Below are 15,959 nucleotides of genomic sequence, written 5' to 3'. Positions count from 1 at the left end.
CAGTCCTCCCTCTCTGGCGTGAGGCCGACGCTAGTCACCCGGTGCGGTCACGGGAAGCGGCTGGATTGCCACGCTCCAACGGATTCTCGCCACCGGCGATTACCAGCGGATATCGGCGAACAGCGCCTTGGCGGTAATGAGGCGGTGACGTACTTTGTCGCCATGCACACCGTGGCCGTGCTCGCCCTGGATAGGGCCATACCGTTCGACCTGTCCACTCCGATTGAGGTGTTCACCCGTACCCGGCTGCCCGACGGCCGCCCCGCCTACCGCGTCCGGGTCTGCGGCGCCACCCCTGCCGTCGACGCCGGAGCGTTCACGCTGCAGCCGCCATGGGGCCTGGACGCCCTCACCGACGCGGACACGATCATCCTCCCCGGCTGCGCCGACCCCACCGCCCCGGTCCCCGACGAGGTCCTCGACGCCCTGCGACAGGCCGCCGCCAACGGCACCCGAATCGCCTCCATCTGCGCCGGCGCTTTCATCCTCGCCGCCACCGGACTGCTGGACGGGCTGCGCGCAACCACCCACTGGCTCGCCACCAGCCTGCTCGCCGACCGTTACCCCGCCATCGATGTCGACCCCGACGTCCTCTACGTAGACAACGGTCAACTGCTCACCTCGGCCGGCGCCGCGGCGGGTCTGGACCTTTGCCTGCACCTGATCCGCCGCGACCACGGCTCCGCCGTAGCCGCCGACGCCGCCCGACTGTCCGTCATGCCCCTAGAACGCGAGGGCGGGCAAGCCCAGTTCATCGTTCACGACCAACCACCCACCCCACGGGGATCCACCCTCGAACCCGTACTGCGGTGGATGCAGGACAACGCCGCCAAAGACCTCACCCTCGACGACATCGCCACCCACGCCGGCATGAGCACCCGCACGCTCAACCGCCGCTTCCGCGAGCAAACCGGAACCACGCCCCTGCAATGGTTGCTACGCATCCGCATCCGCCAAGCCCAGTACCTGCTCGAAGCCACCGACCACCCGATCGACCGCATCGCCGCCCAGGTCGGATTCGGCTCACCTACCGCCTTCCGCGACCGTTTCAAACGAATCGCCGGTACCAGCCCCCACGCCTACCGTGCCGCCTTCCAGAAACCCACCGACTGAGCGCGTCCAGACCCGGTCCGCAGTCTGCGTCGCGTACACGTCCCGCATCAGCCTGTCGGCCGGCAATTTCTGTTCGGGGTTCCGCTGCGCGACGACCACTCAGAGCTGGACAGTCTCATGGCAATGATTAGTCCTCGGTCATTAGGCCGGCGACCGGGCCTTTCCCGGCCTGCCACGACATCACCCCGATCGACCATGGGTGACTTTGGCCGCCACGGTTCGTGAGATCGCCCAGCGGCATCCTCTTCTGCTTGATATGCAGGTCGTGGCAGCGCTGCAAGGAGCAGGCGTCAGGAGACCGACGGCGGCCAGCGGTGTCTGCGCCACTCGTCCCATGTCGCGAATCCATCCGGTGGGTCATCAATGGGTTCACTGCCGTCGAGTTCGCCTGGCGTCGGGATGTCGATGTTGGCAGCCCACTCGGCGAGTTCCTCGTCGGACATGGGCCAAGTGGTGTGTGGCGCTTCGACTTGGCGCTGATCAAGTCGTCTCCGCTGCTCGGCTGGGGTGAGTTCGAAGTAGCGCATCTCCACCGTCGCGCCTAGGTCTGCTGCTGCCTGCCGTAGAGCGGAGCGCTCGTCTCGACTCCAGAGGCCGTAGTCGATCACGACGTTGTTGCCGAGTTCGAGGGCGCGCAGTCCGATCTGGATGAGCCGTCCTTCGATCACGTCCTGAGCCGATGGCGGATTCTCATGCCCGTAGAGAGCCTTTACCCATTCGTCCTTCGTGAGACGAAGTGCTTTCTGCTCGACCTCGATGCGCCGAGCAGCAGTGGTCTTTCCGGTGCATGGGAGTCCCACAGTGAGGAACAGTGTTGGTCGCCTCATCACCACCCCGCTTTTCCGACTGAACGCCTCATCATTGAGCCTTTTCCAGGCTAATCTTGCAGCTCAGGGCGGGTGCAGCGAGTCCGGAGATCGACGAGGGCGAGGCTCCAGGTAAGACAGCAGTCGACCAAGATCCGATGCCCCGACCGGGAGCCTCGGCGCCGCTTCCGGCCGAAGCTGTCCCGCCGGCAGAAGGCGGTCAACCGGGCGCACACGAGGATCCGAGCCCGCGGCGAACGAGCCATCGCCACGCTCAAGACCTGGAAGATTCTGGCCAAGCCGCGCTGCTGCCCACTCCGCACCACCGCGATCGTGCAGGCCATCCTCGTCTTGCACCGCGTCGAAGCCAACCGCTACGCAGGATGAAAATGGCTCACTGAGCCTCCCGGCTGGCCTCACTGAATACCACCGGCGGAGGGGGCGAGGCTGCGCAGTAGCCGGTCCGCCTGTTCGGCGAAGCCTTTGTGGCCGGACCGGGCTGCCCGCAGCAGGTGCGATCTCGCCCGATCGATGTCGCCCTCGGCGGCCCGTATTCCGCCGAGCCGGTACGCCGCCTCGCCCACGAGACCGGCGCTCTCGGTTCTGCTGGCCAGCGTGAGTTCGTAGTACCGCGCCGCAGTGGCATGGTCCTCCTGCCAGTACGCGATTTCGCCCAGGTGCGCCGCCGCCAGAGCCGTCTGGATCTGGTCACCGGAGTCGATCACCTGCTGGAACCAGCGCGACGCCTCTGGCCAGTCGCGGTTCCGCTTGGCCAGCGAGCCGAGACACATCCTGACAGCGCCCGGAGTGGCGGTGTCAGGTTCACCGTCGACAGGGATCCGAAGTGTCCGCGGGTAAAGTTCGCGGGCGCGATCGGGATCCTCCTCCCGGAAAGTGCCGGCGAGGTCGTAGGTGGCCCGACTCGAGAACCCGAATAGGGCGAACTGCTCACCACTGTCGGCGGCGGCCCGCAGGGTCCGCAGCGCACCCTCCCTGTCGCCCCGCTTTCTCTGGATCTTGCCGAGCTGGCTCTCCAGCAGGGCCTGCGCAGCCGGGTTGGAAGCCGCGGTACCGCCGTTCGCGGCCCCGGCCCGGTCCGCTGGGCCGGCGAGATTGTCCTGCTCCTGGAGCAGTGCGAGCAGGCGGCCGGTGGCCAGTAGTCGTACGTTGGAGTTGGGGTGGTCGGTCAGGTGTAGGTACCTGGCTCGGGCCCGGCCAATCTCCCCCTGGTAGGCGAGAATGCCCGCTTGCCGCAGCTCGGGACAGTCGGGCTCGACGGGAAAACGCAGCATGGCTTCGACGTACCGCAGGGCGGCAACGTGGTTGCCCGACCCGGCGCATTCGGTCGCGTACTGCTCGGCATGTTCAATGGCATACCACGTGTAGTCGTCGTCGTCCTGTAGAGCGGCCAGCCTCACTGCCGCCACGGCTGTGGTGTGGTCGCCCCGCTCGTAGGCTGCCTGTGCGTCGTCGAGCGCCGCGTTGGCCGCATCGTCGTCGACCGCGAGGGCGCCCGGCATGAGCGGCCGAATCCGGGGCGGTCGCCACGGGGAACCCCGAATCGGTTCTTGGTTCGTCAGGTTTCCCCTCGGGAACGCGCTGGAAGAACAGTCGCGGGCCCACACCTGTGGGATCAAGGCATGCGAACGCTGCACCCCGATGCTCAGGCGGCAGCGTGCGATCGAAATCGTCCCAGGTAGCGAACCCCTCCGGTGGCGGCGGTACGACGTACCCCAACACCTCGCACCAGAAACGAGCGACCCGCTGAGGTTCTGCACAGTCGAAGGTGACCTGGATCTGCCTGACCGACGCCATCGGCCCAGCATAGAGGCAGGTTTTTCGTCGTCGCCCGGGCCGAGCAGGTGCACGCCAGGCAGGACGGACACCGACCGGACGTACGGATGGCAGCTCGGCCGCCAGGATTGCTCACCCGGCAGGGCCAGAGCCGGCGTCGTCGCGGTCGGCCAGTTCGTCGACGTCCAGCGACTCCCGGTGGACCCGCCCGGTGCGGTACGCGGCCCGGCCGATCATCTGGGCCGCGAGCGGGGCGGTGGTGAGCTGGAATCCGCCGATCAGCGCCAGCGTGGCCAGGTCGGCGCCGTTGCGCAGGCTCACCGCCAGCGCCAACAGGATCAGCAGTACGCCGAGCACCTGCGGTTTGGTCGCCGCGTGCATCCGGCTGAGCACGTCCGGGAAGCGGACCAGCCCGATCCCGGCGACCAGGCTCAGCAGCCCGCCGGCGACCAGGAAGACCCCGACCAGCACGTCGAGCACGACCTCGCCGGTCACGCCTCCTCCCCGGCGGCGAAGCGCACCAGGGCCACCGAGCCGACGAAGCCCAGTGTGCTGAGCACGATCAGGATCGGCAGCGTGGTGGCGTGCCGGGTGACGGCCGCCTCGACGCCGAGCGCACCGATCATGATCGAGATCAGCACCTCGGCGGCGACCACCCGGTCCAACAGCGCCGGGCCGCGTACGACGCGGACCAGGGCCAGCGCCGCTGCGGTCGAGAGCAGGACGGCGACGACAACGAGGGCAACGGTCACGGTGGTCCTCCCGGTTCGGTGTCTCCAGTGGTCGGCGAGAGCAGCCGCAGTTCCGTTTCGGAACCGATGGCGCGGACGAGGCGGGCCTCCAGGGCCAGGATGCGTTCCCGGCTCCGGGCCAGGTCCTCGGCGCCGCGTACGTCCAGCACGTGCACGTAGAGCGTCCCGGTCTCCCGGTCCGCCTCCACGATCAGCGTGCCGGGGACCAGCGACAGCACCTCGGCGGTCAGTGCCAGGTTGAGGTCGGTACGCACCCGCAGCCGGACCGCGACGATAGCGCTCCGGGGCTGCCCGGGGCGCAGCGCGACCCAGCCGACGTGCACGCTGGCGACCACGAGTTCGACGACGAACCGCCCGACGAATCCGGCCACCGCCAGCGGCCGGAGCCGGCCCCCGAAGGTGACCCGGGGCAGTGGCAGGAAGACCAGGATCACCACGGCCACCAGCACGCCGCCGACCAGGTTGCCGACGGTGAACTCGCCCCAGAGCAGGCTCCAGACCGTGACCAGCCAGCCGACCGTGATCAGATGATCCCGCCAGCGCCGCCGGTCCGGGAACCGGCGCCACAGCGCCCGCCGGCGCCGCCGGTCCGGCAGCCGGCGCCGCAGCGCCAGCCAGCCCGGTACGGCCCGGCGCACCAGCCAGCCCGGTACGGCCCGGCGCGACGGGTCCGGTGCGGCCGCCCGGGCGCCGCCGGTCACGGCGGGCCGCCGGGGAAGACCGCCCGCACGTACGGGACGCGTTGCCGCAGGTCGTCGGCGGCCTCGGCGCTGACGCCGAAGAGCGGGCCGGCCGCCACCGTCAGCCCCACCCCGAGCAGCACCAGTACGGTGGTGGCGCCGACCATCAGCCGGGGCAGCCGGGCCGACGCCTCGGCCTCGACCAGCCGGGGCGGACGCCAGAACGCCAGGCTCCACACCTTCGTCGTCGCGTAGAGGGTGAGCAGGCTGGTCAGGGTGCTGGCGACCACCAGCAGCCAGGGCAGCACCCCGCCGGCCGACACCCCGGCCTGGATCAGCCCCAGCTTGCCGAGGAACCCGGAGAACGGCGGGATGCCGGAGAGGTTCAGCGCCGGCACCAGGAACAGCACCCCGAGCAACGGAGCGGTCCGGGCCAGCCCGCCGATCCGGTCCAGGTTGGTGCTGCCGGCCCGCCGCTCGACCAGCCCGGCCGCCAGGAACAGGGTGGTCTGCACGGTGATGTGGTGCACCACGTAGAAGATCGCGGCGGCCAGCCCGGGCCCCGAGGTCAGTGCCACCCCGAAGAGCAGATATCCGATGTGGCTGACCAGGGTGAACGACAGCAGCCGCTTGATGTCGGACTGCGCGACCGCGCCCAGGATGCCGACCAGCATGGTGAGCAGGGCCAGCACCAGCAGCAGATCGGCGGCACGGCCGCCGGGAAAGAGCAGCGTCTCGGTCCGGATGATGGCGTAGATGCCGATCTTGGTCAGCAGGCCGGCGAAGACCGCGGTGACCGGGGCCGGGGCGGTCGGATAGCTGTCCGGGAGCCAGGCCGCCAGCGGGAAGACCGCCGCCTTGATGGCGAAGGCGAGCAGCAGTACGCCGTGCAGCGCCAGCCGCAGGTCGGCCGGGAGGGCGTCGAGCCGGCCCACCAACTGGGCGAGGTTCAGCGTGCCGGTGGAGGCGTACACCAGGCCGATCGCGGTGAGGAAGATCAGCGACGACACCAGGCCGACCACGACGTACGTGGTGCCGGCCCGGATGCGCTCCTCGGTGCCGCCGAGGGTGAGCAGCACGTAGCTGGCCGACAGCAGCACCTCGAAGCCGACGAAGAGGTTGAACAGGTCGCCGGCGAGGAAGGCGTTGGTCACCCCGGCCGTCATCACCAGATAGGTGGGGTGGTAGATCACCACCGGGGCGTGCTCGCCGGGATCGGCCCGGTCCTCGCCGATCGAGTAGAGCAGCACGCAGAGCGTCACCGCCGCCGAGACCACCAGCATCAGCGTGGCCAACTGGTCGGCGACCAGGACGATGCCGAGCGGGGCGGGCCAGCCGCCGACGTGCACCACCAGCGGGCCGTGCCAGTGCGCGCGCCAGAGCAGCATGCCCGCGACGACCAGGGTGATCACCAGGGCGGTGACGCTGATCGCCCGCTGCGCGATCGGCCGGCGGCCCAGCACCAGGGTCAGCGCCGCGCCGAACAACGGTACGACCACCGGCAGCGGTACCAGGTAGTTCATGCCTTGCCCGCCTCGCCGTCGAGCCGGCGGGGCGGCGGCTCCGGGTCGACCTGCTCCGGGTCGGTGCCCATCACCCCACCGGCCGGTGGCCACGGCCCCTCACCGACGTTGTCGTCCGGGCCGGCGAGCTCGTGCCGCTGCGCACGGCGGACGATCCGGCGGTCCTCCGGGTCGTCGCGTACCTCGTCGTGCCCGGTCAGCTGCCAGCTCCGGTACGCCATCGCCAGCAGGAACGCGGTCAGACCCAGGGTGATCACGATGGCGGTCAGCACCATGGCCTGGGCCAGCGGGTCGCTCATCTCCGCGCCCGGCGTGACCCCGAGGATGGGCGCCCCACCGGGCCGGCCGCCGAGCAGGAGCAGCAGGTTGGTGGCGTTGGTCAGCAGGATGACGCCGATCAGCACCCGGCTGAGGCTGCGCTCCAGCAGCAGCACCACCCCGCTGCCGAACAGCACCCCGACGACCAGCGCCAGCACCAGGTTCGGGGTCATCGCCGGCCGTCCGTACCGGCCGCCCCGGCGTCCGTACCGCCCGGAGCGTCCGGCGACCCCGCACCCGCCGCCGCCTGCTGCGCCGGTCCCGCCGGCCGGTCCGTACGCAGCCCGGTGCCCGGCTCGTCCTCCACCTCGATCTGCCGGTCCACCTCGGCGCCGAGGCTGCGCAGGATGTCCAGCATCAGGCCGACCACGACCAGGTAGACGCCGATGTCGAAGAAGATCGAGGTGACCAGGTGCAGTTCGCCGACGAGCGGCAGCTCCGGCTCCAGGAGACTGCTGCGCAGCACCTCCCCACCCGTGGACATGGCCAGCAGGCCGGTGCCGACCGCCACGAAGAGGCCGACCCCGAGCAGCAGCCCGGCGTCGACCGGGGCCGCCTGGTCGAGTTCGTGCCGGCCACCGGCGAGATAGCGGACCGCGAGCGCGAGCCCGGCCACCAGGCCGCCGACGAAGCCGCCGCCCGGGGCGTTGTGGCCGGAGAAGAGCAGGAAGATGGAGAAGAGCACGATGGTGTGGAAGATCAGCCGGACGACCACCTCGAAGACGATCGAGCGGCGCCGGGTCCGCAGCGTCGGCCCGGCCCGCAGCCAGGCCCGCTCGGCTCCGGGCGGCGGCAGGTCGTCCCGCCGGGGCCGGTCCGGACCGCGTCGACGCTGGAAGATCAGGCTGGCCACTCCGGTCGCCGCCACCACCAGCACGGCGATCTCGCCCATGGTGTCCCAGGCCCGGATGTCCACCAGGGTGACGTTGACGACGTTGCGGCCGTACCCGAAGGAGAGCGCCGGCCCGGGAAACTCGGCCGAGACCGGTGGCGCCCGCCGTGCCCCGGTCGCGACCACGGCCGTCGCGGTGACCACGGCCCCGACCGCCACACCGACGGCGAGCCGGCTCCACCGGCTGCGCCGCAGCGGCCGCACCGAGAACCGGGCCGGCAGCCGGCGCAGCACCAACACGAAGATCACAATGGTGACGGTCTCCGCCAGGAACTGGGCCAACGCCAGGTCGGGTGCCCCGTGCAGCACGAACAGCATGGCGGTGCAGTAACCGGTGACGCCGGCCAGGATCACCGCGGTGAGCCGGCGCCGGGCCCGCACGGTGAGCACCGCGGCGACCCCGAGCACCACCCCGACGACGGCCTGCAACGGATGGTGCGGGGAGCCGACCCGGTCCGGCCACGGGCCGCGCAGCAGCGCGCCGCCCAGCACGAGCACCAGGGCCAGCAGGATGATGCCGAGGTACTGCGGCAGCGAACCCCGCTGCGTCGCACCGGTGACCGCCACCGCGACCCGGTCGAACCCCCGGCTCAGCACCTGGTAGGCGGTGTCCCCGTCGAACGGTGCCCGCACCCGGGCCTGCACCACGCCGACCGCGCCGCGCGACGCGAAGACCAACAGGCCACCGACCAGAGCCAGCAGCGACATGCCCAGGACCGGCCCCGGCGCCGGCACGAAGGTGAGCTGGTGCGCGATCGGCCCGAACGAGCGGGGATAGCCGGCGAGCGCATCGCCGATCGGCCCGGCCAGTACCCCCAGCACCAGCCCGGCGACGGCGAGCAGAGCCGCCGGGGCGAGCAGGACGGTCTCGACCGGGCGGATCGGAGTCGCCTCCCCGGATGGTGAGCGACCGGCGAACGCCCCCCAGCCGAACCGGGCGCTGTACGCGGCGGTCAGTACGGCGCCGAGCAGCAGCGCGGCGAGCAGCACCGGGTCGCCGGTGAACGCCCCGAGGACCGCCTCCTTGGCGACGAACCCGATCAGCGGCGGTACCCCGGCCATCGAGGCCGCGCCAAGTACGGCGGTCGCGCAGACCAGCGGCATCCGCCGGTACAGCCCGGAGAGCACGGTCAGGTCCCGGGTACCGGCCCGCCGGTCGACGATCCCGACCACCAGGAACAGGGCCGCCTTGAACAGGGCGTGCCCGAGCAGCATCGCCACGCCGGCGAGCGCGGCGTCCGGGGTGCCGGCGCCGACGAGGACGACCAGCAGCCCGAGCTGGCTGACCGTGCCGTACGCCAGCAGCAGCTTCAGGTCGACCTGGCGCAGCGCGGCCCAGCCGCCGGCCAGCATGGTGACGATCCCGGTCACGTAGATCACCGGGCGCCACGGGCCGACCTGCGCGTACGCGGGGGCGAGCAGCGCGACCAGGTAGACGCCGGCCTTCACCATCGCGGCGGCGTGCAGGTAGGCGCTGACCGGGGTGGGTGCGGCCATCGCGGCCGGCAGCCAGAAGCTGGTCGGGAAGATCGCCGACTTGCTGAGCGCGCCCACCAGGATCAGCACCACCGCGATCCCGAGGTACCCGCCGGGCGGCGGCGGCCGGGCCGCGATCTCCGACCACCGGTACGTGCCGGCGTGCTGGCCGAGCATGACGAAGCCGACCAGCATGACCAGGCCGCCCAGGGTGGTCACCAGCAGCGCCTGGTTCGCCGACCGCCGGCTGGCCTGCTGCTCCGGGTGGTGCGCGATCAGCAGGTAGGAGAAGACGCTGGTCAGTTCCCAGCAGACGTAGAGCAGCAGCAGGTCGTCGGCGACCACCACCCCGAGCATGGCTCCGGCGAAGCCGACGAAGACGGCGGCGAACCGGCCGAGCCCGGGCTCGTCGGCGTCGAAGTAGCGGACGCAGTAGACCAGCACCAGGGCGCCGATCCCGCCGACCAGCAGCATCAGCAGCCAGGACAGGGTGGTGACCCGCAACGCCAGTTCGAGACCGAGTTCCGGCACCCAGGGGTACACCTCGACGACCGCCCTGCCGTCCCGGACGGTGCCGGCGTACCCGAGCGCCCAGCCGAACGCGCTGGCCGGGGCGACCGCCAGCGGCAGGAAGGCCCGGCGTCCCCACCGGCGCACCAATGCGGGCGCCAGCGCCGCAGCCACCAGGTGCAGCGCCAGCAGCATCAGCATGCGTACTCCAGGTGGGTGTCGGCACGGTCCGGCGGCGAGGACGTGGACTCAGACAGATCACACGCCAGAGTCCGGCTCGACACGCGGAATTGCCCGAAACCACCCGAGTGGGACCTGGGATGGGCGATCATGCGGCCCGGCCGGTCCGGCGGCGGTCCCGGGTCGGCGGGTGGCGCCGCTGGCGCGAGGGATCGCCCGCCGGTTCGAGCCGCTGGGCGGGCGCGGCCGGCGGCCCGAAGAGCCACCCGGCGATCCGGGCCGGCGGCCCGAAGAGCCACCCGGCGATCCGGGCCGGCGGTGGCGGGACTACCGGGCGGGCCGGGGTGCGCGGGTCGGAGGTGTTACCCGACGGCGCACGGCGAGTCGAGGCCGTGCGCGGAACCCTGGTCACGGAGGGCCGGTGCCGGGCCGCCGTCCAGGGGGGCGCTGGCGGCCGTGCCGTCCGGGACGTCGGGTGTGGACGGCACCACCAGGTCGGCCCGGCCGAGGTGCCGGACGACCTGGTTGATCACCTGCTGGGCGCCGGCGAGGGAGCGCCGGGGCAGCACCCGGCCGTGCGCCTCGCGGCGTAGCACCAGGGCGTGCACCGCCGCCCGGACCCGGGCCCGGTCCGCCGCGCTGGCGGTGGCGGTGGCCGCCACCAACTGGCGCAGCGAATCGACGAGCCGCTCGGCGAGTTCGAGGTCGGCGCCGCGCAGACCGGCCCGCGCCACGGTCAGGTAGGTCTCGACCCGACGGGTCAGCACGTCCGTGGCTTCGGGGACGTCGCGCGGAACGCCGGTCATCCGTACCCCCTTGGCGCCGAGCTTGGGTTTCGGAGAAGTTACTGTATGTCGCACTTCATTCGCAAGCAGTTAAGTGAGACTTAGCCCTCATCTCAGGCGAAAACAACGATCAACCGGGCATGCGGACAACCGTTCCGGTGAACCTGTCGGACCGACCGGGCACGATGGGTCGGTGAGTGATGTGCTGGCGACGTTCGGCGCGGCGACCCGGGAGTGGTTCGGCGCCGCGTTCGCCGCGCCCACCGATGCCCAGGCCGGTGCGTGGCGTGCGGTCGGCGCCGGCCGCAACGCCCTGGTGGTCGCACCGACCGGCTCCGGCAAGACCCTCGCCGCGTTCCTCTGGTCGCTGGACCGGCTGGCCCGCGAGCCGGTCCCGGCCGACCCCCGGCACCGCTGCCGGGTGGTCTACGTCAGCCCGCTGAAGGCGCTCGCCGTCGACGTCGAGCGCAACCTGCGCACCCCGCTCACCGGCATGCGGCAGGCGGCGGCCCGGCTGGGCATCCCGCCGCCCGAGATCACCGTCGGGATGCGGACCGGGGACACCCCGGCCGACGAGCGGCGGGCGTTCGCGCGTACCCCGCCGGACATCCTGATCACCACGCCGGAGTCGCTCTTCCTGCTGCTCACCTCCGCCGCCCGGGACTCGCTGCGCGGCGTGCAGACCGTGATCGTCGATGAGGTGCACGCGGTCGCCGGCACCAAGCGCGGCGCCCACCTGGCCCTCTCCCTGGAGCGGCTGGACGCCCTGCTGCCCGCCCCCGCGCAGCGGATCGGGCTCTCCGCCACGGTGCGCCCGATCGACGCCACCGCACGGTTCCTCGGCGGCGCCCGGCCGGTCACCGTGGTGCAGCCCGAGACCGCGAAGACCATCGAGGTCAGCGTGCAGGTGCCGGTCGAGGACATGACCCGGCTGGACGAGCAGGAGGCGCCGGAGGACGAGTTCGGCACCCCGCGCCGCGCGTCGATCTGGCCGGCGGTCGAGGAGCGGGTCTACGACCTGGTCCGGTCGCACCGGTCGACCATCGTCTTCACCAACTCCCGGCGCAGCGCCGAGCGGCTCTGCGCCCGGCTGAACGAGCTGGCCGCCGACGAGGCCGAGTTGGCCCCCGACCCGACCGACGGGGCCGCGGACGGCCGCCCGCCCTTCCCGGGCCGAGCCGGGGACGACCGGCCGCCCTCCACCGGCCGGGCCGGAGACGACCGGCCCGCGCCGGTTCGGCCGGCGGCACCGCCCCGGCTGCCGGCGGAGATCATGGCGCAGTCGGGCGCGGCGACCGGAGCGGCGCCGGTGATCGCCCGGGCGCACCACGGCAGCGTCTCCCGGGAGGAGCGCCGGCACATCGAGGAGGCGCTCAAGTCCGGCCAGTTGCCGGCGGTGGTCGCCACCTCCAGCCTGGAGCTCGGCATCGACATGGGCGCCGTCGACCTGGTGGTGCAGATCGAGGCCCCGCCGAGCGTCGCGGCCGGCCTGCAACGGGTCGGCCGGGCGGGGCACCAGGTCGGCGCGGTCTCCCGGGGCGTGGTCTTCCCCAAGCACCGGGGCGACCTGCTCTCCTGCGCGGTGGTGGCGGAGCGGATGACCGACGGCGCCATCGAGGAGCTGCACTATCCTCGCAACCCGCTGGACGTGCTCGCCCAGCAGATCGTCGCGATGGTCGCCCTCGACGAGTGGCGGGTCGCCGACCTCACCGCGCTGATCCGTCGTGCCGCACCCTTCGCCGAACTGCCCGACTCGGCCCTGCACGCCGTACTCGACATGCTCTCCGGGCGCTACCCGTCCACCGCCTTCGCCGAACTGCGTCCCCGGCTGGTCTGGGACCGGGTCGCCGACCTGCTCACCGGCAGACCCGGCGCGCAACGGCTGGCGGTGACCAGCGGCGGCACCATTCCCGACCGGGGACTTTTCGGGGTCTTCCTGGCCGGTGCCGAGCGGGCCGCCCGAGTGGGTGAGCTGGACGAGGAGATGGTCTACGAGTCCCGGGTCGGCGACGTCTTCCTGCTCGGCTCGTCGTCCTGGCGGATCGAGGACATCACCCCGGACCGGGTGCTGGTCTCGCCCGCACCCGGCCAGGCGGCTCGGATGCCGTTCTGGAAGGGCGACCAGCTCGGCCGCCCGGTCGAGCTGGGCCGGGCGCTCGGCAACCGGCTGCGCGGACTGGTCCGGGCCGACGACGAGGCGGCCCGCGCCGCGCTCCGCTCCGGCGGGTTGGACGACTGGGCCGCCGGCAACCTGGTGGCGTACCTTCGCGAGCAGCAGGCCGCCACCCGGTCGGTGCCGGACGACCGGACGATACTCGTCGAGCGCTTCCGCGACGAGTTGGGCGACTGGCGGCTGGCCGTGCACTGCGTGCTCGGCGCCCGGGTCAACGGGCCGTGGGCGCTGGCCATCGCCCGCCGGCTCACCGAGCGGTACGGCGTCGACGCCCAGGTGGTCCCCTCCGACGACGGCATCGTCGTCCGGCTGCCCGACACCGCCGACGATCCGCCCGGCGCCGAGCTGGTGGCCTTCGACCCCGACGAGATCGCCGCCCTGGTGGAGGAGTCGGTGGGCGGGTCCGCCCTGTTCGCCGCCCGGTTCCGGGAGTGTGCCGCCCGTGCCCTGCTGCTGCCCCGCCGCGACCCGCGCCGCCGCCAGCCGCTCTGGCAGCAGCGTCAACGCGCCGCCCAGCTGCTCGACGTCGCCCGGGAGTACGCCGACTTCCCGATCACCCTGGAGGCGGCCCGGGAGTGCCTCCAGGACGTCTTCGACCTGCCCGGCCTGGTGTCGCTGATGCGGGAGGTGGCCGCCCGCAAAGTCCGGCTGGTCGAGGTGGAGACGCCCCGGCCGTCGCCGTTCGCCCGCTCGCTGCTCTTCGGCTACGTCGGCGCTTTCCTCTACGAGGGTGACGCCCCGCTGGCCGAGCGACGGGCCGCCGCGCTGGCGCTCGACTCGGCCCTGCTCGGCGAGCTGCTCGGCCGGGTCGACCTGCGGGAGCTGCTCGACCCGACGGTGGTGACGGAGACCGAGCGGCAGTTGCGCTGGCTGACCGAGCAGCGCCGGCCCCGGGACGCCGAGGACGCGGTCGAGCTGCTCCGGCTGCTCGGCGACCTCTCCGACGCCGAGCTGGCCGAACGCGGAGTCGCGCCGGAGTGGCTGACCGGGCTGGCGGCGGCCCGGCGGATCCTCCGGGTCCGGGTCGCCGGTCAGGAGCGCTGGATCGGGGTCGAGGACGCCGGTCGCTACCGGGATGCACTCGGCGTGGCCCTGCCGGTGGGAGTGGCGCAGGCGTACCTCGAACCGGTGGCCGACCCGCTCGGCGATCTCGTCGCCCGGTACGCCCGCACGCACGGCCCCTTCGCCGCAAGCACCTGCGCGGCCCGGTTCGGGCTCGGCGTCTTCGTGGTGGAGCAGACGCTGCGCCGGCTCGGCGCCGACGGGCGGGTGGTCTCCGGCGAGTTCTCGCCGACCGGCGCCGGTCCGGAGTGGTGCGATGCCGAGGTGCTCCGCCTGCTGCGCCGCCGTTCCCTGGCCGCGCTGCGCCGGGAGATCGAGCCGGTGCCGGCCCAGGCGCTGGCCACCTTCCTGCCCCGGTGGCAGCAGGTCGGTGCGGCCGCCCGGGGCGTCGAGGCGGTCGCCGCCGTGGTGGAGCAGTTGCAGGGGGCCGCGGTGCCGGCGTCCGCGCTGGAGAGCCTGGTCCTGCCCGCCCGGGTCGCCGACTACTCCCCCGGCTATCTCGACGAGCTCTGCGCCAGCGGCGAGGTGGTGTGGGCGGGTTCCGGCGCGATCGGCCGGGGCGACGGCTGGGTCACCCTGGCGTACGCCGACAGCGCCGCCCTGCTGCTGCCGCCGCCGGACGAGGCGCTGGCGCTGACCCCGCTGCACGAGGCGGCGTTGGCGGCGCTCGGCGACGGGCAGGCGCTGTTCTTCCGGTCACTGGCCGAACGGGTCGCCGCCGACGGGCGGGTCGCCGGCGCCGCTGCCGCCCCGGTCGACGACGCGACGCTGGTCGGGGTGGTGTGGGAGCTGGTCTGGGCCGGCTGGCTGACCAACGACACCCTGGCGCCGCTGCGCGCCGTACTCGGGGGCGGGGGTGCGCACCGGCCGCGTACCGGCGCGCCCCGGACCCGCTACCGGCGGCCGGGCCGCCCCGCACTGCCGGCCCGGGGCGGGCCACCGACGGTCGCCGGGCGCTGGTCCCGGCTCCCCGGCCGGGACACCGATCCGACCCGACGTGCTGCCGCGCTCGCCGACGTACTGCTGGAACGGCACGGGGTCGTGACCCGGGGAGCGGTGGTCGCCGAGGGAGTGTCCGGCGGCTTCGCCGCGGTCTATCCGGTGCTCTCCGCACTGGAGGAGCGCGGGGCGGCCCGCCGTGGCTACTTCGTCGAGGGGCTCGGCGCGGCACAGTTCGCGGTGCCCGGCGCGGTGGACCGGCTTCGGGCGCTCGCCGAGCCGGAGGAGCTGCGCCGTCGGGCCGGCGGGGCCCGGGTGCTGGCCGCCACCGACCCGGCCAACCCGTACGGCGCCGCGCTGCCCTGGCCGGCCCGGGTAGTCGACTCCGGCGACGGCACGGTCGAACCCGACGGCGGTTCCGCCGGTACGGCGACCGGGCACCGGGCCGGGCGTAAGGCGGGTGCCCTGGTGGTGCTGGTCGGCGGCGCGCTGGTGCTCTATGTGGAGCGCGGCGGCCGGACCCTGCTCTCGTTCACCGACGACGGCGAGGCGCTGACCGCCGCCGCCCAGGCGCTCGGCTCGGCGGTCAGCTCCGGCGCGCTCGGTGCACTGGCGGTGGAACGCGCCGACGGTGGTTCGGTGCACGCCTCGCCCCTGCGCGACGCGCTCACCGCCGCCGGCTTCCGGACCACGCCGCGCGGGCTGCGTCTGCGCGGCTGATCCGGAAGGTCCGCCGGCCGTCCGACGGGATGGCCTTCGCCGATGTGCCGGTGCCCGAGCAGGTCGGCCGGCTCGGCTGAGGCGCCGCGTCCCCTGTGTAGGTTCCATCAGAGATGTCGGAGCCACGCTGTTGTTCTCCAGGTCGAGAGCGGATGGGGCATGGGGGCACCGGCCCATACCGCTAAGCCCCATGGCACCCCTCGAACAACGACCTTGCCCGGGCTCGCTCCACCAGC

11 protein-coding genes and 2 pseudogenes are annotated in these 15,959 nt (G+C 72.8%); 3 read left to right on the top strand and 10 right to left on the bottom strand.

Annotation, left to right across the window (positions count from 1 at the left end):
* The first annotated feature begins 162 nt into the window (after positions 1-162).
* Positions 163-1,113 carry a GlxA family transcriptional regulator gene (locus ACSMXO_RS09530; RefSeq protein ID WP_455419207.1) on the top strand — a complete coding sequence of 317 codons (951 nt, stop codon included), beginning with the start codon at positions 163-165 and terminating at the stop codon, positions 1,111-1,113.
* A 290-nt stretch (positions 1,114-1,403) separates the two neighbouring features.
* Here ACSMXO_RS09530 and ACSMXO_RS09525 read toward each other — a convergent pair whose 3' ends face one another.
* Positions 1,404-1,940: an AAA family ATPase gene (locus tag ACSMXO_RS09525; RefSeq protein WP_455417420.1), complete on the bottom strand. Its 537-nt coding sequence runs from the start codon at positions 1,938-1,940 to the stop codon at positions 1,404-1,406.
* Positions 1,941-2,072: 132 nt separating this feature from the next.
* Between ACSMXO_RS09525 and ACSMXO_RS09520 the strand changes: the two genes are divergently transcribed.
* Positions 2,073-2,306 carry a transposase family protein gene (locus tag ACSMXO_RS09520; RefSeq protein ID WP_455419206.1) on the top strand — a complete coding sequence of 78 codons (234 nt, stop codon included), beginning with the start codon at positions 2,073-2,075 and terminating at the stop codon, positions 2,304-2,306.
* A gap of 29 nt (positions 2,307-2,335) precedes the next feature.
* On the opposite strand, the gene ACSMXO_RS09515 is transcribed toward ACSMXO_RS09520, so the two are convergent.
* The 9 genes and pseudogenes from ACSMXO_RS09515 to ACSMXO_RS09475 form a co-directional block, all read right to left on the bottom strand.
* Positions 2,336-3,439 (bottom strand): tetratricopeptide repeat protein, encoded by a 1,104-nt coding sequence (locus ACSMXO_RS09515; RefSeq protein ID WP_455417419.1) that lies wholly within the window; start codon positions 3,437-3,439, stop codon positions 2,336-2,338.
* Between the two features lie 19 nt (positions 3,440-3,458).
* Positions 3,459-3,734 (bottom strand): annotated as a pseudogene (locus ACSMXO_RS09510) (VOC family protein); the annotation flags it as partial.
* A gap of 111 nt (positions 3,735-3,845) precedes the next feature.
* Positions 3,846-4,208 carry a monovalent cation/H(+) antiporter subunit G gene (mnhG, locus tag ACSMXO_RS09505; RefSeq protein ID WP_455417418.1) on the bottom strand — a complete coding sequence of 121 codons (363 nt, stop codon included), beginning with the start codon at positions 4,206-4,208 and terminating at the stop codon, positions 3,846-3,848.
* A complete protein-coding gene (locus ACSMXO_RS09500) occupies positions 4,205-4,465 on the bottom strand; it encodes a monovalent cation/H+ antiporter complex subunit F (RefSeq protein ID WP_455417417.1) in 261 nt (86 codons plus the stop codon). The genes mnhG and ACSMXO_RS09500 overlap by 4 nt, the downstream gene beginning before the upstream one ends.
* Positions 4,462-5,166, bottom strand: coding sequence for a Na+/H+ antiporter subunit E (locus ACSMXO_RS09495; protein ID WP_455417416.1), 705 nt, complete (start codon positions 5,164-5,166; stop codon positions 4,462-4,464). The genes ACSMXO_RS09500 and ACSMXO_RS09495 overlap by 4 nt, the downstream gene beginning before the upstream one ends.
* Positions 5,163-6,668 (bottom strand): Na+/H+ antiporter subunit D, encoded by a 1,506-nt coding sequence (locus ACSMXO_RS09490; RefSeq protein ID WP_455417415.1) that lies wholly within the window; start codon positions 6,666-6,668, stop codon positions 5,163-5,165. The genes ACSMXO_RS09495 and ACSMXO_RS09490 overlap by 4 nt, the downstream gene beginning before the upstream one ends.
* Entirely contained in the window at positions 6,665-7,159 is a 495-nt protein-coding gene (locus tag ACSMXO_RS09485) for a Na(+)/H(+) antiporter subunit C (RefSeq protein WP_346256029.1), read from the bottom strand. Before ACSMXO_RS09485 ends, ACSMXO_RS09490 begins: the two co-directional genes overlap by 4 nt.
* Positions 7,156-10,065, bottom strand: coding sequence for a Na+/H+ antiporter subunit A (locus ACSMXO_RS09480; protein ID WP_455417414.1), 2,910 nt, complete (start codon positions 10,063-10,065; stop codon positions 7,156-7,158). The genes ACSMXO_RS09485 and ACSMXO_RS09480 overlap by 4 nt, the downstream gene beginning before the upstream one ends.
* A gap of 437 nt (positions 10,066-10,502) precedes the next feature.
* Positions 10,503-10,850 (bottom strand): annotated as a pseudogene (locus ACSMXO_RS09475) (hypothetical protein); the annotation flags it as partial.
* 172 nt (positions 10,851-11,022) lie between these two features.
* Here ACSMXO_RS09475 and ACSMXO_RS09470 point away from each other — a divergent pair.
* Positions 11,023-15,723 (top strand): Lhr family helicase, encoded by a 4,701-nt coding sequence (locus ACSMXO_RS09470; RefSeq protein ID WP_455417413.1) that lies wholly within the window; start codon positions 11,023-11,025, stop codon positions 15,721-15,723.
* Positions 15,724-15,959 lie beyond the last annotated feature (236 nt).

It is taken from the genome of Plantactinospora sp. DSM 117369, from assembly GCF_053764795.1.
This window is presented reverse-complemented; position numbering and strand designations above follow the sequence as displayed.